The 21,650-nt window shown below is 63.6% G+C and carries 25 protein-coding genes; 12 read left to right on the forward strand and 13 right to left on the reverse strand.

Annotated elements, in window-relative coordinates:
• Positions 1–10: 10 nt before the first annotated feature.
• Positions 11–1,618, reverse strand: a complete 1,608-nt coding sequence (locus tag AC2FM3_RS00075) for a peptide chain release factor 3 (RefSeq protein WP_496678038.1) — start codon at positions 1,616–1,618, stop codon at positions 11–13.
• Between the two features lie 109 nt (positions 1,619–1,727).
• Here AC2FM3_RS00075 and AC2FM3_RS00080 point away from each other — a divergent pair, with 109 nt between their 5' ends.
• From AC2FM3_RS00080 to AC2FM3_RS00110, 7 genes are all read left to right on the forward strand, one after another.
• Positions 1,728–2,090, forward strand: a complete 363-nt coding sequence (locus AC2FM3_RS00080) for a nuclear transport factor 2 family protein (protein ID WP_496678040.1) — start codon at positions 1,728–1,730, stop codon at positions 2,088–2,090.
• 75 nt (positions 2,091–2,165) lie between these two features.
• Complete coding sequence (locus AC2FM3_RS00085; RefSeq protein ID WP_496678041.1) at positions 2,166–2,945, forward strand: SDR family oxidoreductase; 780 nt, start codon at positions 2,166–2,168, stop codon at positions 2,943–2,945.
• 2 nt (positions 2,946–2,947) lie between these two features.
• Positions 2,948–4,060, forward strand: coding sequence for a YhaZ family DNA alkylation repair protein (locus tag AC2FM3_RS00090; protein WP_496678355.1), 1,113 nt, complete (start codon positions 2,948–2,950; stop codon positions 4,058–4,060).
• 85 nt (positions 4,061–4,145) lie between these two features.
• Complete coding sequence (locus AC2FM3_RS00095) at positions 4,146–5,231, forward strand: ABC transporter ATP-binding protein (RefSeq protein ID WP_496678042.1); 1,086 nt, start codon at positions 4,146–4,148, stop codon at positions 5,229–5,231.
• Positions 5,232–5,354: 123 nt separating this feature from the next.
• A complete protein-coding gene (surE, locus tag AC2FM3_RS00100) occupies positions 5,355–6,137 on the forward strand; it encodes a 5'/3'-nucleotidase SurE (RefSeq protein WP_496678043.1) in 783 nt (260 codons plus the stop codon).
• Positions 6,134–6,784: a protein-L-isoaspartate(D-aspartate) O-methyltransferase gene (locus AC2FM3_RS00105; protein WP_496678044.1), complete on the forward strand. Its 651-nt coding sequence runs from the start codon at positions 6,134–6,136 to the stop codon at positions 6,782–6,784. Before surE ends, AC2FM3_RS00105 begins: the two co-directional genes overlap by 4 nt.
• Before the next feature lie 62 nt (positions 6,785–6,846).
• Positions 6,847–7,998, forward strand: coding sequence for a peptidoglycan DD-metalloendopeptidase family protein (locus AC2FM3_RS00110; RefSeq protein ID WP_496678046.1), 1,152 nt, complete (start codon positions 6,847–6,849; stop codon positions 7,996–7,998).
• A gap of 33 nt (positions 7,999–8,031) precedes the next feature.
• Here AC2FM3_RS00110 and AC2FM3_RS00115 read toward each other — a convergent pair whose 3' ends face one another.
• Both AC2FM3_RS00115 and AC2FM3_RS00120 read right to left on the reverse strand, forming a co-directional pair.
• Positions 8,032–8,703, reverse strand: a complete 672-nt coding sequence (locus AC2FM3_RS00115; protein ID WP_496678048.1) for a helix-turn-helix transcriptional regulator — start codon at positions 8,701–8,703, stop codon at positions 8,032–8,034.
• A 21-nt stretch (positions 8,704–8,724) separates the two neighbouring features.
• A complete protein-coding gene (locus tag AC2FM3_RS00120) occupies positions 8,725–9,030 on the reverse strand; it encodes a hypothetical protein (RefSeq protein WP_496678051.1) in 306 nt (101 codons plus the stop codon).
• A 219-nt stretch (positions 9,031–9,249) separates the two neighbouring features.
• On the opposite strand from AC2FM3_RS00120, the gene AC2FM3_RS00125 reads away from it, so the two are divergent.
• The 4 genes from AC2FM3_RS00125 (at position 9,250) to AC2FM3_RS00140 (ending at position 11,766) form a co-directional block, all read left to right on the forward strand.
• On the forward strand, positions 9,250–9,465 hold the full coding sequence (locus AC2FM3_RS00125) for a twin-arginine translocase TatA/TatE family subunit (RefSeq protein WP_496678054.1): 216 nt from the start codon (positions 9,250–9,252) through the stop codon (positions 9,463–9,465).
• A 6-nt stretch (positions 9,466–9,471) separates the two neighbouring features.
• Positions 9,472–9,930 carry a Sec-independent protein translocase protein TatB gene (gene tatB, locus AC2FM3_RS00130; RefSeq protein ID WP_496678057.1) on the forward strand — a complete coding sequence of 153 codons (459 nt, stop codon included), beginning with the start codon at positions 9,472–9,474 and terminating at the stop codon, positions 9,928–9,930.
• Positions 9,927–10,808, forward strand: coding sequence for a twin-arginine translocase subunit TatC (tatC, locus tag AC2FM3_RS00135; protein ID WP_496678059.1), 882 nt, complete (start codon positions 9,927–9,929; stop codon positions 10,806–10,808). The genes tatB and tatC overlap by 4 nt, the downstream gene beginning before the upstream one ends.
• Positions 10,809–10,923: 115 nt before the next feature.
• Positions 10,924–11,766 (forward strand): ATP-binding protein, encoded by an 843-nt coding sequence (locus tag AC2FM3_RS00140; RefSeq protein ID WP_496678060.1) that lies wholly within the window; start codon positions 10,924–10,926, stop codon positions 11,764–11,766.
• Positions 11,767–11,824: 58 nt separating this feature from the next.
• Here AC2FM3_RS00140 and AC2FM3_RS00145 read toward each other — a convergent pair whose 3' ends face one another.
• From AC2FM3_RS00145 to AC2FM3_RS00175, 7 genes are all read right to left on the reverse strand, one after another.
• Positions 11,825–12,472, reverse strand: coding sequence for an SDR family NAD(P)-dependent oxidoreductase (locus AC2FM3_RS00145; RefSeq protein WP_496678062.1), 648 nt, complete (start codon positions 12,470–12,472; stop codon positions 11,825–11,827).
• Between the two features lie 42 nt (positions 12,473–12,514).
• The gene (locus tag AC2FM3_RS00150; protein ID WP_496678064.1) at positions 12,515–12,763 is read right to left on the reverse strand and encodes a hypothetical protein; all 249 of its coding nucleotides are present in this window, start codon (positions 12,761–12,763) and stop codon (positions 12,515–12,517) included.
• Between the two features lie 184 nt (positions 12,764–12,947).
• Positions 12,948–14,408 carry an amidophosphoribosyltransferase gene (gene purF / locus AC2FM3_RS00155; RefSeq protein ID WP_496678066.1) on the reverse strand — a complete coding sequence of 487 codons (1,461 nt, stop codon included), beginning with the start codon at positions 14,406–14,408 and terminating at the stop codon, positions 12,948–12,950.
• 482 nt (positions 14,409–14,890) lie between these two features.
• Complete coding sequence (locus AC2FM3_RS00160; protein ID WP_496678068.1) at positions 14,891–15,460, reverse strand: CvpA family protein; 570 nt, start codon at positions 15,458–15,460, stop codon at positions 14,891–14,893.
• A 41-nt stretch (positions 15,461–15,501) separates the two neighbouring features.
• Positions 15,502–16,866, reverse strand: a complete 1,365-nt coding sequence (gene radA, locus AC2FM3_RS00165; RefSeq protein WP_496678069.1) for a DNA repair protein RadA — start codon at positions 16,864–16,866, stop codon at positions 15,502–15,504.
• A gap of 129 nt (positions 16,867–16,995) precedes the next feature.
• The gene (locus tag AC2FM3_RS00170) at positions 16,996–17,775 is read right to left on the reverse strand and encodes a kinetochore Spc7 family protein (protein WP_496678071.1); all 780 of its coding nucleotides are present in this window, start codon (positions 17,773–17,775) and stop codon (positions 16,996–16,998) included.
• 150 nt (positions 17,776–17,925) lie between these two features.
• Entirely contained in the window at positions 17,926–18,378 is a 453-nt protein-coding gene (locus AC2FM3_RS00175; RefSeq protein ID WP_496678072.1) for a paraquat-inducible protein A, read from the reverse strand.
• A 106-nt stretch (positions 18,379–18,484) separates the two neighbouring features.
• Here AC2FM3_RS00175 and AC2FM3_RS00180 point away from each other — a divergent pair, with 106 nt between their 5' ends.
• The gene (locus tag AC2FM3_RS00180; protein WP_496678074.1) at positions 18,485–18,907 is read left to right on the forward strand and encodes an acyl-CoA thioesterase; all 423 of its coding nucleotides are present in this window, start codon (positions 18,485–18,487) and stop codon (positions 18,905–18,907) included.
• A gap of 2 nt (positions 18,908–18,909) precedes the next feature.
• Here the strand turns inward: AC2FM3_RS00180 and AC2FM3_RS00185 are convergent, their stop codons facing one another.
• Genes AC2FM3_RS00185 through alr form a run of 3 tightly spaced genes read right to left on the reverse strand, consistent with a single transcriptional unit; the run spans position 18,910 to position 21,466 of the window.
• Positions 18,910–19,656, reverse strand: coding sequence for an ABC transporter ATP-binding protein (locus AC2FM3_RS00185; RefSeq protein WP_496678076.1), 747 nt, complete (start codon positions 19,654–19,656; stop codon positions 18,910–18,912).
• A complete protein-coding gene (locus AC2FM3_RS00190) occupies positions 19,653–20,435 on the reverse strand; it encodes an MlaE family ABC transporter permease (RefSeq protein WP_149774500.1) in 783 nt (260 codons plus the stop codon). The genes AC2FM3_RS00185 and AC2FM3_RS00190 overlap by 4 nt, the downstream gene beginning before the upstream one ends.
• Complete coding sequence (gene alr / locus AC2FM3_RS00195) at positions 20,432–21,466, reverse strand: alanine racemase (RefSeq protein WP_496678079.1); 1,035 nt, start codon at positions 21,464–21,466, stop codon at positions 20,432–20,434. The genes AC2FM3_RS00190 and alr overlap by 4 nt, the downstream gene beginning before the upstream one ends.
• Between the last annotated feature and the right edge of the window lie 184 nt (positions 21,467–21,650).

The following is a 21,650-nucleotide window of genomic DNA, read 5'->3' on the forward strand; positions in this document are numbered from 1 at the left end:
CCCGTTGATATTACGTCATCATCTCCTTGGTCGCGGTCAAGGACAGTTTGGGATAGTCGCGCACCACGCGGTCGATGTCCCACTGAAGCCGGGTCAGATAGACGATGTCGCCATCGTGGTCATGGGCGATGTGCTGCTTGTTGGCATTGACGAACCTCTCGATCTCGGCCTTGTCGCCCGACACCCAGCGCGCACTGGTGAATTGCGAGGCCTCGAACCGGACGGGCAGGCCGTATTCCAGCTCGATCCGGCTGGCCAGCACTTCGAATTGCAACGCCCCCACCACGCCGACGATGAAGCCCGAGCCGATCGACGGCTTGAAAACCTTGGCCGCGCCTTCCTCGGCAAACTGCATCAGTGCCTTTTCCAGATGCTTGGCCTTCATCGGGTCACCGGCGCGCACGCCCTGCAGCAGTTCGGGCGCGAAGGACGGGATGCCGGTCACGCGGATCGCCTCGCCCTCGGTCAGAGTGTCGCCGATGCGCAACTGTCCGTGGTTGGGGATGCCGATGATGTCGCCGGCCCAAGCCTCTTCGGCCAGTTCCCGGTCGGATGCGAGGAACAGCACCGGGTTCGACACCGCCATGGGCTTCTTGGTGCGCACATGGGTCAGCTTCATGCCGCGCTTGAAATGGCCGCTGGCCATGCGGACAAAGGCCACCCGGTCGCGGTGCTTGGGGTCCATGTTGGCCTGCACCTTGAAGACAAAGCCCGCCACCTTCTTTTCGTCCGGCGAAATCTGGCGCGGTTCGGCCGATTGCACCTGCGGCTGCGGGCCATATTGGCCGATACCCTCCATCAGTTCCTTGACGCCGAAAGAGTTGATGGCCGATCCGAACCAGATCGGGGTCATATGCCCTTCCAGAACCGCCTGCGGGTCCAGCGCGGGCAGCAGTTCGCGCGCCATCTCGACCTCTTCCAGCAGCTTCTCCAGCAGATGCGCGGGTACGTGCTCGGCCAGCTTGGGGTCTTCCAGCCCGTTGATCTCAATGCTTTCGGCCACCCTGTTGCGGTCGGCGCGGTCCATCAGCTCCAGCCGGTCGCGCAGCATGTCATAGCAGCCGATGAAATCGCGCCCCATGCCGATGGGCCAGCTGGCCGGGGTCACGTCGATGGCCAGCATCTCCTGGATCTCGTCGATGATCTCGTACGTATCGCGGCTTTCGCGGTCCATCTTGTTGCAGAAGGTCAGGATGGGCAAGTCGCGCAGGCGGCAGACTTCGAACAGCTTCTGCGTCTGGCTTTCCACGCCCTTGGCCCCGTCGATCACCATGACCGCGGCGTCAACGGCGGTCAGGGTGCGATAGGTGTCTTCGGAGAAGTCCGAGTGGCCGGGCGTATCGACGAGGTTGAACCGGTAGGGGCCATAGTCAAACGACATGGCCGAGGCCGAGACCGAAATGCCCCGGTCCTTTTCCATCTGCATGAAGTCCGACCGCGTGCGCCGCGCCTCACCCTTGGCGCGCACCTGTCCGGCCATCTGGATGGCGCCGCCATACAGAAGAAACTTTTCGGTCAGGGTCGTCTTGCCCGCATCCGGGTGCGAGATGATGGCAAAGGTTCGGCGCCGGGCGATCTCGGGCGGCAGGGTGGGTTGGTTCGAGGCGGTATCAAGCATGACCGCGCGTATAGGCGGGGAATCCTGCCGAGGCAAGACAAAGGGGGTGGTTCGAATCGGGCGGATGTGCGACGAAGAACATATAGTGAACAAATAATGGAGTGGACCAATGAATTTGAAAGAAATCGCTCAGGAGCTGGTGGCCGGCTGCCGCGAGGACCGCGCCAAGGAAAATCTGGAAAAACTGTATGCGCCCGATGCCGTTTCGGTCGAAGCGATGGACATGCAGGGCATGGGCCGCGAGACCCACGGCATTGAAGGCATCCGAGGCAAGCACGACTGGTGGGAAGGCGCGCACGAGGTGTCGGGCGCGTCGGTCAGCGAGCCGTTCCTGCACGGCGAAGACCGCTTCGCCGTGATCTTCGAGGTTCAGGGCAAGGTGAAGGAAACCGGTGAAGTCTTTGATATGAAAGAGGTCGGCGTCTATCACGTGGCAGATGGAAAGATCGTACGCGAAGAGTTCTTCTACTGATTTGCCGCTGCCAATCTGGTCTTCCTTGCCTAGCCGGTGCTAGACATGCGGGCAACAACAAACAGGGGGGATCAGATGGATCTGGGAATCAAAGGAAAACGCGCGCTGGTCTGTGCCAGCAGCAAGGGCTTGGGGCTGGGCTGCGCCGAGGCGCTGGCGGCCGAGGGCGTCGATCTGGTGATGAATGCGCGCGGGCCTGACGCGCTGGAGGCCCAGGCCGACCGGTTGCGCGCCGAACATGGCGTCGAGGTGCAGACCGTGGCCTGCGATGTGACCACGCCCGACGGTCAGGCGCAGGTGATCGAGGCCGCGCAGGGCGTTGATATCCTTGTGACAAACGCCGGTGGCCCGCCGCCTGGTCTGTGGTCGGACTGGGACCGCGAGGATTTCATCAAGGCGCTGGATGCCAACATGCTGACGCCGATCGCCTTCATGAAGGCGCTTTTGCCGTCGATGATGGACAAGGGTTGGGGCCGCGTGGTCAACATCACCTCGCAATCCGTGCGGGCGCCGATCGCGGTGCTGGGTCTGTCGAACGCGGCGCGCACCGGGCTGACCGGCTATGTGGCCGGAACCGCGCGGCAGGTGGCGCCCTATGGCGTGACGATCAACAACCTGCTGCCGGGCATCCACGCCACCGACCGTGCGGATTCGCTGGATAGTGGCGTCGCGCAGCAAAAGGGAATCTCGCTGGACGAGGCACGGGCCGAACGCGCGGCCACGATCCCGGCGCGGCGTTACGGGACGCGGCAGGAATTCGGCGCGGCCTGCGCCTTTCTCTGCTCGCAGCATGCCGGGTTCGTCGTCGGGCAGAACATCCTGCTGGATGGCGGGGCGACCAACCTGACGATGTGACCGTGGCGCAGGGGTTTTCGCTGAAGGATCAACTGTTCAACGCGGAAAAGACCCGTTACCTGGCCGGCTTGTTCACGCAGGCCGACGCCGGTTTTGACGGCGACGCGTTCCACGCGCGGGTCATGTCGCGCCTGCCGGAGCTGGAGCTGAAGCAGCGGATCGCGTGGATTGCCGATTGTTTGCATGCGGCCTTTCCCGGCGCGCTGCCCGACGTAGCCCCGGTGATCCTGCGCGCCTTGCCGCCGCCTCTGGATCCGTCCCTTAGCGATGACGATTTCGGTGACTTCATCTTCGCCCCGCTGGGTGACTGGGTGGCGCAGGTCGGCGCGGACCATCCCGACCTGGCACTGGATGTCCTTGCGGAGCTGACCCAGCGGTTTTCGATGGAATGGGCGATCCGGCCCTTTCTGAACAGCCATCCCGATCTGGTGCTGGACCGGATGCAGGACTGGTGTAGGCATTCCAGCTATCACGTCCGGCGGCTGGTCTCCGAAGGCACGCGCCCGCGGCTGCCTTGGGGGCAGGCGGTCGGGCTGGACCTGACCGACCCGCTGCCGCTGCTGGATCGGTTGCATTCGGACCCGACGCGCTATGTCACGCGGTCGGTAGCGAACCATCTCAACGACATCACCAAGAAAGACCCTGACCTGGCGCTGAACCGCCTGAAGGCGTGGCATGCCTCGGGCGCGCAAGACACTGACGAGATGCGGTGGATCACCGCACATGCGCTGCGCGGGCTGGTCAAGTCCGGCCATGGCGGGGCGATGGCGCTGCTGGGCTATGATCCCGACGCGCCGCTGGAGGTGGATGTTGCGGTGAATGGCGACGCCCGTATCGGCGGCGTTCTGGAGTTCACCGTCTCGGTTTCAGGCCCCGATGATCAACCGGTATTGATCGACTATATCGTTCATTTTCAGCGATCTGGGGGAAAAATCTCACCCAAGGTTCACAAGCTCAAGCAAGCCAATCTGTCAGATGGCCGCCTGCAGCTGAGCAAGCGGCACAAGCTCAAGGGCGACGCCACCACGTTTCGGCTGGTCCCGGGGCCGCACAGGCTTGAGGTTCAAGTCAACGGCCGTGTCCGCGCGGGCGTGTCGTTCGAGCTGCTGGCATAGGCCTCTCTTGCGCCCGATGGGCCGGGTTGTTATCCCGACGCAAGCCCGATGAATTTGATCGGGAAAAGGCAATTGGGGTCCGTCGGTGGCAATCAATACAGCTCCTCCGCGATTGGAAATCCGCAATCTGGTCTGCCGGTTCGGCGGGCGCACGGTGGTGGATGATGTCTCGCTGACCGTTCAGGCGGGGCAGGTGACCTGTCTGCTGGGCCCGTCGGGCTGCGGCAAATCCACCACGTTGCGGGCGATCGCCGGGGTCGAGATGCAGGAGTCCGGCGAGATCTATGTCGACGGCAAGCTGATCTGCGACACCGTGTTCCGCGTGCCGCCCGAACGGCGCGAGATCGGGCTGATGTTCCAGGACTTCGCCCTGTTCCCGCACCTGAGCGTGGCCGACAACGTGGCCTTCGGCCTGAAGGGCGGCAAGGACGAGAAACGCGCCCGCGTCGAGGAGTTGTTGGGCAAGGTGGACCTGCTGCGCTATGTCGACGGGTTTCCTCATCAGTTGTCGGGGGGCGAGCAACAGCGGGTCGCGCTGGCCCGTGCGCTGGCGCCGCGTCCCCGGATCATGCTGATGGACGAGCCGTTCTCGGGCCTCGACAACCGTCTGCGCGATGGCATCCGCGACGAGACGCTGGCCATCCTCAAGGAAGAGGACGCCGCCGTGCTGCTGGTCACGCACGAGCCCGAAGAGGCCATGCGCATGGCGGACGAGATTGCTTTGATGCGGCGCGGCAGGATCGTGCAGCAGGGCGCGCCCTACAACGTGTATACCCGGCCGGTCGACAAGGCGGCGGTGGCGTTCTTCAGCGATGTCAACGTGTTGCGGTCACAGGTGAATGGGGCGCTGGCGGAAACGCCATTCGGACAGTTCCTGGCGCCGGGCATCCCCGACGGCACCAATGTCGAGATCGTGTTCCGCCCGCAGCATGTGCGGCTGGATTTCGACCGCAACGGCAAGGGGCCGCTGCCCACCGCCACCGACGGCGTTCCGGCCCGCGGCGTGGTCGAGCGGGCGCGGTTCCTGGGCAACGAAAGCCTGATCGAGTTTCGCATGGACTATGACGGCTCGATCCTGAAGGTCACCGTGCCCAACGTGTTCGTGCCCAATCCGGGTCGGGTGATGTGGCTGACCATCCGCCGCGACAAGTGTTTCGTTTTTCCGGCCTGACCGCCCTTCGCCGTCGATTTCCCCGCAAGTGGTGCGCGAATGCCGCAGAAAGGGCCGGGGCGTCGCTTGCCGCGTTCGGTGGCTGCGTCTATCAAGGGCCAAACGCGGGGGCACAGCAGGCAGATGCGCATACTTCTGACGAACGATGACGGGATCAACGCGCCGGGTCTGATGACGCTGGAGGCGATCGCTGCAGATCTGGCCGGACCCGGGGGCGAGGTCTGGGTCGTGGCGCCTGCTTTCGAGCAGTCGGGGGTGGGCCATTGCATCAGCTATACCCACCCGATGATGATCGCCAAGCTGGGCGAGCGTCGGTTCGCCGCCGAGGGCTCGCCCGCCGACTGTGTTCTGGCCGGGCTGCACGAGGTGATGAAGGACGCCCGGCCCGATCTGGTCCTGTCCGGGGTGAACCGGGGCAACAATTCGGCCGAGAACACGTTGTATTCCGGCACCATCGGCGGCGCGATGGAGGCCGCCTTGCAGGGCATACCCGCGATTGCCCTGTCGCAGTATTTCGGGCCGCGCAATCTAGGGCTCGAGGATCCGTTCCAGGCCGCCGCGCGTCACGGCGCCGACCTGGTGCGGCGCATCCTTGCGGCCACGCCGCCCGAGCAGGAAGACTACCGGCTGTTCTACAACGTGAATTTCCCGCCCGTTCCCGCCGACGAGGTGCTGGGCACCCGCGTCGTGCGCCAGGGCTTTCGGCGCGACACGCATTTCTCGGTCGAGCCGCACACCTCGCCTTCGGGGCGGCGGTTCCTGTGGATCAAGGGCGGCTATCAGCACAACCCCACCGCGCCCGGCACCGACGCGGCGGCCAATCTGGAAGGTTACATCTCGGTCACGCCGATGCGGGCCGATCTGACGGCGCATGACGCGCTTGACGCTTTGAAGACGATCGAATGACTGGACCGGACCCGGAAACCAAGATGCAGTTCCTGTTTGCCCTGCGCTCGCGCGGGGTGACGGATGCGCGCGTTCTGGACGCGATGGAGCAGATCGACCGTGGCAGGTTCGTCCGCGGCCTGTTCGCGGAACGGGCCTATGAGGACACGCCGCTGCCGATTGCCTGCGGTCAGACGATCAGCCAGCCCTCGGTCGTTGGGCTAATGACGCAGGCTCTGCAGGTCACGCCGCGCGACAAGGTGCTCGAGGTGGGCACCGGGTCGGGCTATCAGGCGGCGGTTTTGGCCAAGCTGGCACGCCGGGTCTACACGGTCGAGCGCCACAAGCGCCTGGTGCGCGAAACCGGAGAGCTGTTTCGCGAGTTGGGGCTGACCAACATTACCGCGATGCATTCGGACGGATCCTTTGGATTGCCCGAACAGGCCCCCTTTGACCGGATCATCGTGACCGCCGCCGCCGAGGACCCGCCCGGGCCGCTCTTGGCGCAGTTGAAAATCGGCGGTATCATGGTGTTGCCCGTGGGGCAGTCGGATGCGGTGCAGACCCTGATCCGGGTCACCAGAACCGAGTCCGGCTTCGACTATGACGAATTGTTGCCCGTCCGATTCGTGCCCTTGTTGGAGGGGCTTGGCAGGGACGAAGCGTAGAAGCCGTAGCAAAAAGGGCGCCAGAACCCCGGCAAACAGGGGCAGGTGTTGAGGACAGAGACATGAGAGCAGTTTCCAGGTCAGTCTTGGGTCGTGGCGCGTCGGCGCTGGCCACGGTCGCGGTGCTTGCCGGGTGCGAGGGGCCGCTGGATTACGATTTGCGGGGTCAGGTCGGCGGGTTTTCGACCACCCCGGCCGCCTTGTCGGCCACAGCAGACCGCCCGGCGCCCGATGCGCGCGGGGTGATCACCTATCCCACCTACCAGGTGGCGGTGGCCCGGCGGGGCGATACGGTCGGCACGGTCGCGGCGCGGGTCGGCCTGCCCGAGGCCGAACTGGCCCGGTTCAACGGATTGCTGCCCAGCGACCAACTGCGCGAGGGCGAGGTTCTGGCCTTGCCCCGGTCGGTCGGGGCCGGGGCGGGCAATGTCGATATCGCCTCGATCGCAACGACGGCCATCGATCAGGCGCCGGATACGGGCGGCGTGCGTGTCTCGACGCTGGAACCGGTCAAACCTGCGCCGGTCACCTCGACGGACGAGCCGATCCGCCACAAGGTCAAGCGCGGCGAGACGGCCTATACCATTTCCCGCCTGTACCAGGTGCCGGTGGATGCGCTGGCCGAATGGAACGGCCTGGGCCCCGATTTCACCGTGCGCGAGGGGCAATACCTGCTGATTCCAGTCAAGGACCAGGCCGCGCCGCGACAAGCGGCCGTGCCCGCGGCAACGGCGGTGACCGAGCCGGGGCAGGGGTCTCCGACACCCACGCCGCCCAGTGCCACCCAGCCCCTGCCGGATGAAAAGATCGCACCGCCGGCCCCCGCGCCGGACGTGACCGCCGAGGCGCCGACCCAGACCAGCGCTTCGGCCCTGGCGATGCCGGTCACCGGCAAGATCATCCGGCCCTATGCCAAGGGCAAGAACGAGGGGATCGACATTGCCGGCAGCCCCGGCACACCGGTCAAGGCCGCCGAGGCCGGCACCGTGGCCGCGATCACGGCCGATGCAGACCAGATCCCGATCATCGTGGTCAAGCACAGCAACGATCTGCTGACGGTCTATGCGAATGTCGAGGGGATCTCGGTTAAGAAAGGCGACCGGGTCAGCCGCGGCCAGAGCATTGCCAAGCTGCGCGGCGGCGAAAACGCCTATGTGCATTTCGAGGTGCGCGAAGGCTTTGAGTCGGTGGATCCGGAAACCTATCTGCGCTGAAAATTCGGCGCGATCTTTCGGGGCTGACGGGCATCAGGCGGTCGGGTCGTAATCGGCCAGCCGCTTTCCGGGCTCATCGGCAAAGATCTCAGGCAAGGGCGTGACGCTTTCGATTAGGTCAATGCGGAACACGCGGAAGGCGTCGCGCAGCTCGCACCAGGCGGTCAGGGTCCAGACCCTGCCCCAGTATTCCATGTGCAAGGGGCGGATTGTGCGTTCGGTCAGGGTTCCGTCGATGCGCCGGTAGGTCAGCCGCAGTTTCTGGCGCGATTTGATGGCCGCTCGGATCGGCGCCATATGCGCCAGCCCGCGCGCGGCATCGGCAAAGGGATAGACGGCGAATTTCCACGCATCCGCCTCGGCCACCACCTGGGTGGGCAGTACTGCGTCGATCTTGGCGGCTAGCGACTCCGCTGCGGCCTTCAGGTCGGGGTCGGCGGCCTCGGCCACGATCGCCATGCCGAGGTTCAGGGCCTCAAGCTCGGCCGGGCTGAGGTTCAGCGGGGGCAGGGTGATCTGCTCGCGCACCATGTAACCCACACCGCGTTCGCCCTGGACGGGAACGCCCGAAGCCACCAGTGTGTCCATATCGCGATAGATGGTGCGGGCCGAAACCTCGAGCCGGTCCGCGATGTCCTGCGCGCGGTGCAGTTTGCCGTCGCGCAGGATCTGGATGATGTCGAACAGGCGGTCAGTGCGGCGCATGACACGCCGTCCGGACCGCGATCAGGCGGTCATGTTCCATAGCACTTTCTCATGGCGCATCTGGATGCTGGCGGGGTCGATCGCCGCCATCAGACCGGCGGCAAAATCCTGCCGTGGGAACTGCGCTGCGGCGTCCTGTGCGGCCTTCATGTCGGTCCAGATGACATAATCGGTCCAGCGGCCATCCTCGCCCTGGCTCAACTGTCGGTGGGCAAAGCCGCGAGCCGCGCGCACGAAGGCCTCGGTCGTCTGGCTGAGCCTGACGAACTCTTCCGGCGTGGTGCCATCAGCGAGGGTGAAGGTGACGATTTCAGCAACATGGGTCATGTGAGTCTCCGTTGACCAGGTTTCGATGCCCTGTTCCTAGTCGTCTGCAACTGACATAAACCTGTCAGTTGAAAATTGCCAGCCCGCAAAAACCACATGAGCGGCCCGGATTTGAACGCGGATTTGACTTGCGTCACTTTTTTCGATGGCCCGGTGGGCGTAGACACGAAGTCAGATCACATTCCCGGCGCGTTGCGCCGACGTAGAAGGAGAAGAGACATGCTCAACAATATCGGCCTTCCCGGCCTTCTGCTGATCGCCGTCGTGGTGCTGGTGCTGTTTGGTCGCGGCAAGATCAGCTCGTTGATGGGTGAGGTGGGCAAAGGCATCACCGCATTCAAGAAAGGCGTAAAGGAAGGCGGCGAGGAGATCGAACAGGACGCGTCTGAGCTGGCCAAGGACGTCACGCCCGAGACCGACAAAGACAAGGTCTGATCGCCCATGTTTGATCTGGGCTGGACCGAGCTGCTGGTCATCGGCATCGTTGCCCTGATCGTCGTGGGGCCCAAGGACCTGCCGGTTCTGTTCCGCAATGTCGGACGGTTCATCGGCAAGGCCCGTGGCATGGCGCGCGAATTTTCAAGCGCCATGAACGAGGCGGCCGACCAGGCGGGCGTGAACGATATCAAGAAAGGTCTGGACGCGGCCACCAACCCGGTGGGCAGTGCGATGGACGGCGTCAAGCAGGCGGCCCAGGACATGGCCAAGAGCATGGATCCGACCAAGTTCGACCCCGACAGCGAAACCGGCAAACTGGCCGCTGAGCGCGCCGAGCAGGCCAAGAAGATCCAGGCTGCCACCGCCCGTGCCGCCGCCGAGCGCAAGGCGAAAGAAGCCGCCGAGGCCATGGCCAAGGCCGAAGAGGCCGAAGCCGCGCTGAAAACCGAAGGCAAGACATGAGCAAGACCGACGAGATCGAGGATACCTCGGCCCCCCTGATCGAGCATCTGGCCGAGCTGCGCACGCGTCTGATCCACAGCGTCGTGGCGTTTTTGATCGGTATGATCATCTGTTTCACGGTTGCCACGCCGATCTTCAACTTTCTGACCCAGCCCCTGTGCGATGTTCTGTCCGAGCGCGGACAGGACTGCGACCTGATCTTCATTTCGCCGCAGGAGGGCTTCTTCGTGGCGATCAAGGTCTCGCTCTTGGGTGGGTTCATTCTGGCCTTTCCGTATATCGGCATGCAGATGTGGCGGTTCGTGGCGCCGGGGCTCTACCGGTCCGAGAAGAACGCCTTCCTGCCATTCCTGCTGGCCTCGCCCTTCATGTTCCTGCTGGGCGCGAGCTTTGCCTTTTACGTGGTCACCCCGCTGGCCTATGACTTCTTCCTTGGATTCCAGCAATTCGGGGCCGAGGGTGAGGCTGTCGCCGAAGGCGCATCCGCGCCGCTGAGCGTGGTGTTCCAAGGTTCGGCGCAGGAATATCTGAACCTGACGATCAAGTTCATCGTGGCCTTCGGTCTGTGCTTCCAGCTTCCGGTTTTGTTGACCCTGATGGGCAAGGCCGGGCTGGTCAGCTCCGAAGGTTTGGGCGCGGTGCGCAAATATGCCGTGGTGGGCATTCTGGTTCTGGCCGCCATCGTGACCCCGCCGGACGTGATCACCCAGATCATTCTGTTCGTTGTGGTCTACGGCCTGTACGAGATTTCGATCTTCCTGGTGGCCCGGGTCGAGAAAAAGCGCGAAGAACAGCTGCGGGCCGACGGCTATTATGACGATGAAGAAGCAGCCGATGACGAGCTGATGGCAGAGTTTGAGGCCGAAGACGACAAGTAAACCCGAGCAGTGAATGGGGAAGGGCGCGCCTTGACGGGTGCGCCCTTTCTTCATCCGGGTCTTGTTGGCGGCCCATGAACGTGGTTGAAATCGGCCGCAAGACTTCGGAGGACCCATGGACGACCAAGCCCTGAACCGCATTGCCGACGCATTGGAACGCATGGCCCCGGCGCCGCTGGCTGCGCCTTATTTCTCGGCCGCCCCCGCTTTTGTCTGGCACATTGCGCCCGACCGGCTGGAGCCGGTGCACCATGTCAACCGCGTTGATCTTGACCTGCTGGTGGGCATCAACCGGTCGCGCGATACGCTGTTGGACAACACGCGCCGCTTCGCGGCCGGGTACAAGGCAAACAACGCGCTGTTGTGGGGTGCCCGCGGTATGGGCAAGTCCAGCCTTGTCAAGGCGGTGCACGGCACCCTTCAGCCCGAGTTTCCCGACCTGAAGCTGGTTGAGCTTCAGCGCGAGGACATGGGCTCGGTCGCGCGGTTGCTGAACCACCTGCGCGCTGCACCTTTCCGGTTCATCCTGTTCTGCGACGACTTGTCGTTCAGCCATGACGATCAGCACTACAAGTCGCTGAAGGCCGTACTGGATGGCGGGATCGAGGGTCGGCCCGAAAACGTGGTGTTCTATGCCACGTCGAACCGCCGCCACCTGATGCCGCGCGACATGATCGAGAACGAACGCTCGAGCGCGATCAACCCGTCCGAGGCGGTCGAGGAAAAGGTTTCGCTGTCCGACCGGTTCGGCTTGTGGCTGGGGTTTCACCCCTGCGATCAGGACGAATACCTTGCGATGATCGACCGTTATTGCGCGGCTTATGGCGTCAGCGTCGATGCCGACGCTCTGCGGGCCGAGGCGATCGAATGGCAAGCGACGCGCGGCGCGCGTTCGGGCCGGGTGGCGTGGCAGTTCTTTGTCGATCTGGCGGGCCGGCAAGGCGTCCATATCGAATGAAAACGGCGCCCGTCATGGGGGCGCCGCTGCAACTTGCAAGGGATCTGGCCGAATGGTCTCAGCCCAGCATGGATAGCAGGCGCGCGGCCTCGTCCGAGGGGCTGGCCAGCTTCGACCGATCCTCACCCGGGAAGAAACGCGCGCGCAGGGCTGTGGCCATAGGCCTGGGCTGCAGAACATGAACCTTTGGCCCGGTGCGCACGGTTTCGGCGGCCCAGCTGCGCGCCATGGCAATCTGCGCAGCCTTGGTTGCGCCATAGGTGGCGCAGAACTTCTCGCCGGCACGCGGGTCGTCAAAGAACACCGCCTGTCCAGCCTCACCCAGCAGGGGCGCGACATAGGGAATCAGAACCGAAGTCGCGGAGGCGTTCACGTCCACGGATTTCTGCCAATCCTTGGGGTCGATGAAATTCGCAGGCGTCAGCGGTGCGGTGTGGATGGCCGTGTGCAGCCACAGGTCCAGCTTGCCCCAGCGGTCATGGATGCCGCGGCACAGTGTGGCCATGGCATTGGGGTCGGCGATATCCATCGGCGCCAGGGTGGCCGCGCCTCCTTGGGACTTGATGCGGTCATCCAGATCTTCCAGCCCGCCTGTGGTGCGGGCAACGGCGACGATGTGGTATTCGGGTGCCAGCGCCTCGGCCAGGGCAGCTCCCAGCCCACGCGACGCGCCGGTAACAAGGGCAATTTTGGTCTGATCGGTCATGCGCGGGGTTTGAACCCAAGCGCGCAGCCCGTCAAGCCTGGATCAGCTTCCGGGGATGGCGATGCGCTGGGTCCGGCCGCTTTGTCGCAGTATGATGCCGTCCTTGTCGATGGCCACGATCGTGCCCGAACCAAAGCGGCTGCCTGTCTTGACCTCTTTAACCCGTCCCGACGATGAGCGCATCAGGGCGCGCATGTCGTTCTGCGGGCCAAAGACGCCCAGGACGGTCGTACCATTCTTGCTGAGCGCGCCCTTCTGCGTGGCCGCGCTGTCAACTCGGGGATTTGCCATGTGAACTGGCCGGCCCGGTGGCCCGGCCTCCGTGTGGTTGCGTGAGTGAGCAGCCGGCTGGCTAGCAGAGCCAAAGGGGAAGGAAAAGCCGGTGCAGCAGCTTTCGGCCATCTTTTGCCACGCGGACCGGGGCCATGAAAAAAGGGGCCCTGCGGCCCCTTGGAGAAGTCTCTGAATTCCGGCCTTATTCGGCCGCCGGTTGCATCTTGAACCCTTGTTCAACCATATCCGCCGGAGTGACGGGATACTCGCCCGAGAAGCATGCATCGCAGTATTGTGGGCATTCTTTGCTGCGACCCTGCGATTCGCCGACCGCCCGGTACAACCCGTCCAGCGAGATGAACCGGAGGCTGTCGACCGCCAAATGCTTGGTCATCTCTTCCTCGGTCATCGTGGCGGCCAACAGCTTTTCGCGCTGTGGCGTGTCCACACCGTAGAAACAGGGCCAGGCCGTGGGAGGCGAGGCGATGCGGAAATGCACCTCTTTCGCACCGGCATCCAGGATCATTTCCTTGATCTTGCGGCTGGTTGTGCCGCGCACCACCGAGTCGTCGACTAGAATCACCCGCTTGCCCTCGATCAGGGCGCGGTTCACGTTCAGCTTGAGCCGCACTCCCATGTTTCGGATTTGCTCGGTGGGTTCGATGAAGGTGCGGCCCATGTACTGATTGCGGATGATACCCATTGCATAGGGGATGCCGGACTCCAGCGAGTACCCAATGGCCGCTGGTGTGCCGCTGTCGGGCACGGGGCAGACCAGATCCGCCTCGACCGGGCTTTCCTTGGCCAGCTCGCGTCCGATGGCCTCGCGGGTCTCATAGACCGAGCGTCCACCCAGAATCGAGTCTGGGCGCGAGAAGTAGACATGCTCGAAGATACAGAACTTGCTGGGTTGTCGGCGGAACGGGAAGTGGCTTTCAACGCCGTTCTGGGCATTGATCACCACCATTTCGCCGGGCTCGATCTCACGTAGGAATTCGGCGCCGATGATGTCCAGCGCGCAGGTTTCCGAGGCCAGGCACCAGCCGTCGCCGATTTTGCCCAAAACCAGCGGGCGTACACCCAGGGGGTCGCGTACCCCGATCAGCTTGGTGCGGGTCATGGCCACGACCGAGAAGGCGCCCTCGACCCGGCGCAGCGCGTCCTCCATCCGTTCTGGGATGTTGCGCTGCAACGACCGCGCCATCAGGTGGATGATGCATTCGCTGTCGGACGAGCTCTGGAAGATCGAGCCGCGCTCGATCAACTCGCGCCGCAGGGCGTTGGCGTTGGTGATGTTGCCATTGTGCGCAATCGCAGCGCCGCCCATGGCGAACTCGCCGAAAAACGGTTGAACGTCGCGGATTGCGGTCTGGCCCTTGGACCCGGCCGTGGAATAGCGCACATGCCCGATGCCGATCGGACCGGGCAGGCTTTCGATGATGTCGGACGAGGTGAAATTGTCGCGCACATAGCCGAACCGGCGGGCCGAGTTGAAGCCAAGCTGCGGGTCGTGGGTGACGATCCCGCCGGCCTCTTGCCCGCGATGCTGCAGGGCGTGCAGCCCCAAAGCGATGAAACTTGCGGCATCCTGGACGCCGACGACACCGAAGATCCCGCATTCCTCGCGGAGTTTGTCGTCATCGAACGGGTGGGCGGGGGGCATCTGCGGGCTTGGCAAGACGGGCAGCTCCGATTCCGTTGCGGTTTGGCCCTCACATAATGCCTAAACCCGCGCATGTCATCAAAGGATCACAAATCGTTTTGCCGCAGCGCGGTTTTGGGGTTCAATGATGGGCGGAAATATCGCCACCGCAGGTGTTCCGAGGAGTGCTGGCCTGCGGTCCCAAGCCAAGATGGAGGTGGGCATGTGGCAAGGCCGACCCGGACCCAAGAAGGAAGAACGCGTCAAGCGAAGGTGTCATCGGTGCCGCGGAATGGGACGCGCGCCTTGTCAGATCTGCATGGGCAAAGGTGAGGTTCTGAAAGGCCGCGATCACCTCGGTCGGCCGCAATTCAATCGTTGCGATGGCTGTTTCGGCCTGAAGACATCGCGCTGTTCGGTTTGTGGTGGCGAAGGGTTCGTCTGACCGGCAAAAAGAAAAAGCCCGGCCAGGGCCGGGCTTGGTCTGCAATTCCGGGTAGCCGTTATTGACCCTGCGAATCCGCGGTGCACGTTGCCACCAGTTGTTCGTATTGCGTGGTGACCCAGCCCAGAGCGGCCTCGGGGTTCTGCTCTTCGATCTTGTCGCTGAACTGTTCGAACACCTTGGCCGAGCGGCTTTCGTCCACGATCGTGTAGGACTGACCGGTCATGACGGTGTCATAGACAAAAAAGGCAATGGCTACCAGCAGGATACCGCGCGCGATGCCGAAGAAGAACCCCAGCGCCTGATCCAGCCCTCCCAGCGCCGACCGCTGCACCAGCGACGAAAACAGTGGGGTAAAGATACTGACCACGATCAGGGCCACGGCGAACACGGCGGCGAAACCGGTGATGACCGACAACTCGCAGCTGTCGCGCAGGAAATCCCCAACCACCGGGATTTCCTTGACCAGCGGCACCGCCTGCGGCGCAAAGATGAAGGCCAGTACGGCCGCGGCAACCCATCCGGCGATGGCCATCACCTCGCGCATGAACCCGCGTGAATAGGCCAGGATGCCCGACAGCACGACGATCAGGGCAACGACCCCGTCAATGATTGTAAAACCTTCCATGGCCCTCGCCTGTTCGTTTTTCTGCCCCTCGTGGCGCGAGCTTAACCTGCTCCGAAGGTTTCGCCAACAAACCCGGCCAGATCAGAGGGTCGGGTGAGTGTCAGACCTGCCACAGTGCCGGTTTTGCCACCTGCCGGAGCAATTGCCGATGTGAAACCAAGTTTTTGCGCTTCTTTCAACCTGTTTTCGGTTTGCGGTGCGGGTCTAAGTGCCCCGGATAGAGAGATTTCTCCGAAAACCACAGTGTCGGCGGGCAGGGCGGTGTCCTCGCGCGCGCTCAGCAGAGCGGCTGCCACTGCGAGGTCGGCTGCGGGCTCGCTGATCTTCAGGCCCCCGGCCACGTTCAGATAGACGTCGAGCCCCGCAAAGGGGATGCCGCAGCGCGCTTCGAGCACGGCGAGGATCATCGCAAGCCGTCCGCTATCCCAGCCGACGACGGTGCGGCGGGGCTGTGAGTGGGGCGAGGGCGCGACCAGCGCCTGCAGTTCGACCAGAACCGGCCGGGTGCCCTCGATGCCTGCGAAAACGGCCGAGCCGGGGCTGGGCGTGCCGCGTTCCGACAGGAAAAGGGCCGAAGGGTTGGTGACCTGCGCCAGACCTTTCCCAGTCATCTCGAATACGCCGATCTCGTCAGCGGGGCCAAATCGGTTCTTGACCGCGCGCAGGATACGGAACTGGTGGCCGCGCTCGCCCTCGAAATAGAGGACGGTATCGACCATGTGTTCGACCACGCGGGGGCCGGCGATCTGGCCTTCCTTGGTGACGTGGCCGACCATGATGATGGATACGCCGTGGCGCTTGGCAAAGCTGGTCAGTTCATGCGCGGCGGCGCGGACCTGGCTGACCGATCCAGGCGCGCTGTCGACATTGTCCGCCCACATGGTCTGGATCGAGTCGATGATGGCAAGGCCGGGTTTCTCGGCCTCAAGCGTGGTCAGGATGTTGCGCAGGTTGGTCTCGGCGGCCAGTTGCACCGGCGCGTCTTCAAGCCCCAGACGGCGCGCGCGCATGCGGACCTGCGCACTGGCTTCCTCGCCCGAGACATAAATGGTTTTCAGCCCCGACCGGGCAAAGCGCGCGGCGGCCTGCAGCAGCAGGGTGGATTTGCCGATGCCCGGATCGCCGCCCACCAGCAGTGCCGAGGCCGGGACCAGCCCGCCGCCCAAGACACGGTCCAGTTCCTCGACACCGCAGACTGTGCGGGGGGGCGGGGCCTCCTCGGTAGAGAGGTCAGTCAGGGTTACAGCTTGGCCGCGCTTGCCGCCCAGAGATTTTTTGGCTGGGCCAGCCGACAGCGGGGTTTCCTGGACAATGGTGTTCCACTCGCCACAGCCGTCGCAGCGCCCGGACCAGCGGGTATGCGAGGCGCCACAGGCCGAGCAGGTAAACGTCGTCATCTTTGCCATGGAACCTTTGGTGCCCGAGGATGGAAGGTTCTTCAAGCCCCCGTGGCCCGAAAGCCGAACGGGCGAGCCGCGGCGTCAGGCCCGGCGGGCCATCCTTCACGGCGGGTGCTGGTGCACTTGGGGGGCGTGCTATTCAGCAGCCCGCGGGGGCATGGCGATGACACTCGTGGCAGTCGGATCGCTGTCGTCGGGTGGGGTCTGCAATTGGGCGGACAGCTCGGGCAGGAGCTCGAACAATTCGTCTCGCAGGCGGGTCAACTGGGACTTGGCTATCGATTCCTCGATCTCGATGTCGCGCGTCCACTGGCGCAGCTCGTGCTGGATCGTCTGGGCCTCTTCGATCCGCTGCTGGAACAGCGCGACCTCTTCCTGCCGCTGTTGCAGGAACGCCCGCGCCCGCGCGACCTTGGCCGCGCTATAGGTCTCGGCCAGTTCGTGGCTGACCTGGCTCATCTGTGCAGCCAGTTCCAGGACTTCGGGCTCGAGCGTTTGCAGGTCGGGGTGGTCGCGCAGGAAAGCCATGCGTTCCTTGACCGCGTCGAATTCCGAGGCCAGCGCAAACACGCCGCTGCGGTCGGCCGCGTGGGCGATCTGGTAGGCATCGACCACGTCCTGCATCTGCAGCGAGAACTTCCGATGCGCATTTTCCAACGCCATCATGCGCGCGCTGGAGGGCAGATAGAAGGCGAGCATCAGAACCAGAGCGGTCAGGCCGATCTGGATGTAGGCGCCTGCGTTCGGGATGTCCTGTCCGCCCAATCCAGCCTGCATCGTCAGCCAAGGCCAGACATTCACGGCGGCGAGCATGGTGGCGGATACGGCAAACAGGGCGGCGGCGCAGATCAGGAAAAAAGTCAGTCGAAGGAATACGTTTTGGAAATGAATTGAAATCGAATGGAGGGCGGCCATGGCAGTCCTACTCCTTTTGAAACCGGCAAAACCGGGCCCGGGCGGAGTATCCATCAAACGTGCAAGACGGTCCGCGTCGGACCCTGAAACAAAAAACGACTTGGCTGCTCGAATACTGGCCATCATAGCCAGAAATGCGTTTTCAATCAATCAGGTCCGGGGATTTCGTGAACCACGTTTCACTTCGGTAACGTAGCCCAGCGCGATTGAGGCAAGGATGCAGCCGGTGAATAGGTACAGACCCCACGCTGTTTCGATCGTTGCGTAGGAAATGCCCTTGGCCAAGGTGATGTAGAGCGCGATGAGGAAGATATCGGCCATGGCCAGCTTGCCCATGATGTTCAGCGCGGGTTGGACACGTGGGTCCAGCAGGTCCCATTGGACCAGCGCGGTGCCGATAGTTTTGATGTACGGGGCGAACAGGGCAAAGACGGTAACGACCAGCGCGAGGAAGATGTCTGATTTCCAGAGGGATTGAAGGCCGGTGATGACGCTGATCTCGCTGAGGCCGAAGATCGGCAGCAGGCCCGCGCGCATCAGCGGGGCGAACCACGCGATGGGGTAGAGGATCAGCAGCGAGAGGGTGGCGAGGCGGAGGGTCATTATGCTTGAATCTTAAGGTCCATAGACGACGCTTTCTTCGTCTGAATGATGTGATAACTTGTACAAGTGAAGTAATGTAACGTCATTCGACAAGGAGATAATTTCAATGCCCGCCTATTTGGCGTTCAAGTCGGTGGTGGATCCTTCCGATTGCGATTTCCTTGGGCACATGAATGTATCCAGGTATTTTGCAGCATGTTCAGATTCCGTTTTCGCGATGCAGGCCGAAATGGGCTTGACGGCAGACGATATGCGGAGCGGTAGGCGGCTTTCCTTCGCAGTGGTGAATATCAAAAGCGATTTCCGGCTGGAACTTGGTGCAGGTGAAGCGATCCAAATGGAGAGCGAAATTCTGGAAATTGGAAAGAAATCCATGACTTTCCGCCACACGCTTAGAAAAGTAGCGGACGGTGAAACGGCGTTCACCGCTGTGTTTAAATGTGTTTTGCTGAACTTGGCAACACGCCGGGCTGAGGTGTTGCCCGGTGATGTTTCAGAAAACGCGAAACTATGGATGGATGTAGAATAGACCTACCGCACCGCCTCAATCGGCCCTTCCGCACTCCCACTGATGAACTGCTCGACAAAAGGATCACCCGAGGAATCCATCTGGCTGACCGGACCGGTCCACTGGATCACCCCGTCATGCAGCATCGCCACGTTGTCGGCGATCGCGCGGACGGAACTCATGTCGTGGGTGATGGTCATTGCGGTGGCGCCCATCTCGGTCACGATTTCGCGGATCAGATCGTTAATGACGCCCGACATGATCGGGTCCAGCCCCGTGGTGGGCTCGTCGAAAAAGATGATCTCGGGCTCGGCGGCGATGGCGCGGGCCAGGCCCACGCGTTTCTGCATGCCGCCCGACAGCTCGGAGGGGTACAGATCGGCCACATTGGCGCGCAGGCCAACGCGGCGCAGCTTGTCGATGGCGATCTCGCGGGCCTCGTGTGCCGGGCGCTTGAGCGAGCCGCGCAGCAGACGAAAGGCCACGTTCTGCCAGACGGGCAGGGAATCGAACAGAGCGCCGCCCTGGAACAGCATGCCGAACCGGGCCAGAAAGGCATCGCGGTCGCCGGTTTCGGCATCCTGACCATCGACATAGATCTTGCCGCTGTCAGGCTTGATCAGGCCGAGGATGCATTTCAGCGCCACCGATTTTCCGGTGCCCGACCCCCCGATGATGACCATTGAGGTACCCGTGGGAATTTCCAGGTTCACGCCCCGCAGAACATGGTTGTCGCCAAAGGCCTTGTGTACGTTCTCCAACCGGATCATAGCGAGAAGAACACCCCTGTCAGAACGAAGTTGGCGGCCAGGATCAGCACGGCCGCGGCCTCGACCGAGCTTTTGGTCGCGCGGCCCACGCCCTGGGCGCCACGGCCTGAGTGCATGCCGTAGTAGCAGCCCATGATGGCGGCGATTACCCCGAAGGCCGCCCCTTTGACCAGCGACGACAGAATGTCGAGCGGTTCCAGAAAATCGACCGTATTCTTCAGATAGGCCGCCGGGTTGAAGCCCAGGTTCTGCGTGGCCACGGCATAGCCGCCCGCGATGCCGATGATGTCACCCACCGCCACCAGCACGGGCAGGGTGATCAGCGCGGCCAGAACGCGCGGGGCGGTCAGGTATTTCATCGGGTGGGTCGACAGGGTGACCAGCGCGTCGATCTGCTCGGTCACTTTCATGGTTGCGATTTCGGCCGCGATTGACGAGGTGACGCGGGCGGCGATCATCAGGCCGACCATGACAGGACCCAGCTCGCGCACCATGCCGATCGCGACGATCTGGGGCACCACGGCCTCGGCATTGAAACGCGCGCCGCCGGCATAGATCTGCAGCGCCAGTGCCCCGCCGGTGAAGATGGTGGTCAGCCCAACGACCGGCAAGGACAGCCAGCCGATGTTCAGCAGGGCCACGCCGAATTCACGCGGGTAGAAGGGCGGGCGAAAGATGTGCGACACCGCATCCAGAGCAAACAGCGCCACGCGGCCGAAGGCGGCCAGCAGGTTCAGGACCGCGCGGCCCAGTTCGCCAAGCCATGCGATCGGGTTCATTCGACGTAGCCCCGCGAATAGCGGCTGCCGAGTGAGGTCAGGATCTCGTACCCGATGGTGCCCGCGGCCTCGGCCAGGTCGTCCACCGTCTGGTGGCCGTTGAGAATGCGCAGACGTTCGGGCGTGTGCGGCAGGTCGGTCACGTCAACGGTGATCAGATCCATCGAGATGCGTCCCACGACCGGGCAGGGCAGGTCACCGGCGAAGGTGTCGATGCCGCCGCCGATGGCGCGGTGGAGCCCGTCGGCATAGCCCGCGGCCACCGTGGCGATGCGCGACGGGCGGCGGGCCTTCCAGGTATTGCCATAGCCGACGGTTTCTCCGACGGCCAGATCGCGCACCTGGATTACCGGAAGATCGACGGTGACGACCGGCCTGGCCGCAGCGAAGGGCAGGCCGCCATACAGGCCGATGCCCGGGCGGCACAGGTCGAAATGGTATTCAGAGCCCAGCAGCATGCCACCGGTGGCGGCCAGCGACCGGGGGGCCGAGACGCCCTCGGTCATGCCCCGGAATGCCTCGAGCTGCTGGCGGTTCATCGGGTGGTCGGGTTCGTCTGCGCAGGCCAGGTGCGACATGACCAGCACCGGGTTCAGTGCCTCGGCCCGGTTGCGCAGGGCGGACCAGTCGGCGGGTTCCAGCCCCAGGCGGTTCATGCCCGTGTCCAGTTGCAGGCCGAACGGATGCACCGGTAGCGCCTGGATGTGGCGCTGGAATTGTTCGGGCGAGTTGAGCAGCGGCACCAGGTCGTGATCGCGCAGCAGATCCGCATCGCCTTCCATGTGGCCGGAAAAAACGAAGATCAGAGGCCCGGGACCGATCGCCCGGCGCACGGCGGCGCCTTCCTCGGCCACGGCAACAAAAAACTTGCGGACGCCTTCCTCGGCCAGCGTGCTGGCAACGGGGCCGGCACCCAGACCGTAGGCGTCGGCCTTGACCACGGCGCCGGTCTCGGCATCGGTTTTGGCGTCCAGCGCTCGCCAGTTTCCGGCCAGCGCGTGAAGGTTGATCGTCAAACGTGCGGTACTCATGACCCGTTCATGACATCGCGCCGCACGAGGTCAAGGGGGAATGCGCCACAACTGAGCGGAATCTCCGCGACTTGGGCAGCATGTGGCCGGGCCGCGCCCAAAGGGGGCGCGTTCGACGTCCACCCGCATTGTTCCCCCACCAGGGTCAAAGCCAGCGAATGACCCCGATCGTTCACATGGTCGA

The sequence above is a fragment of the Ruegeria sp. BHSB172 genome (assembly GCF_059613165.1).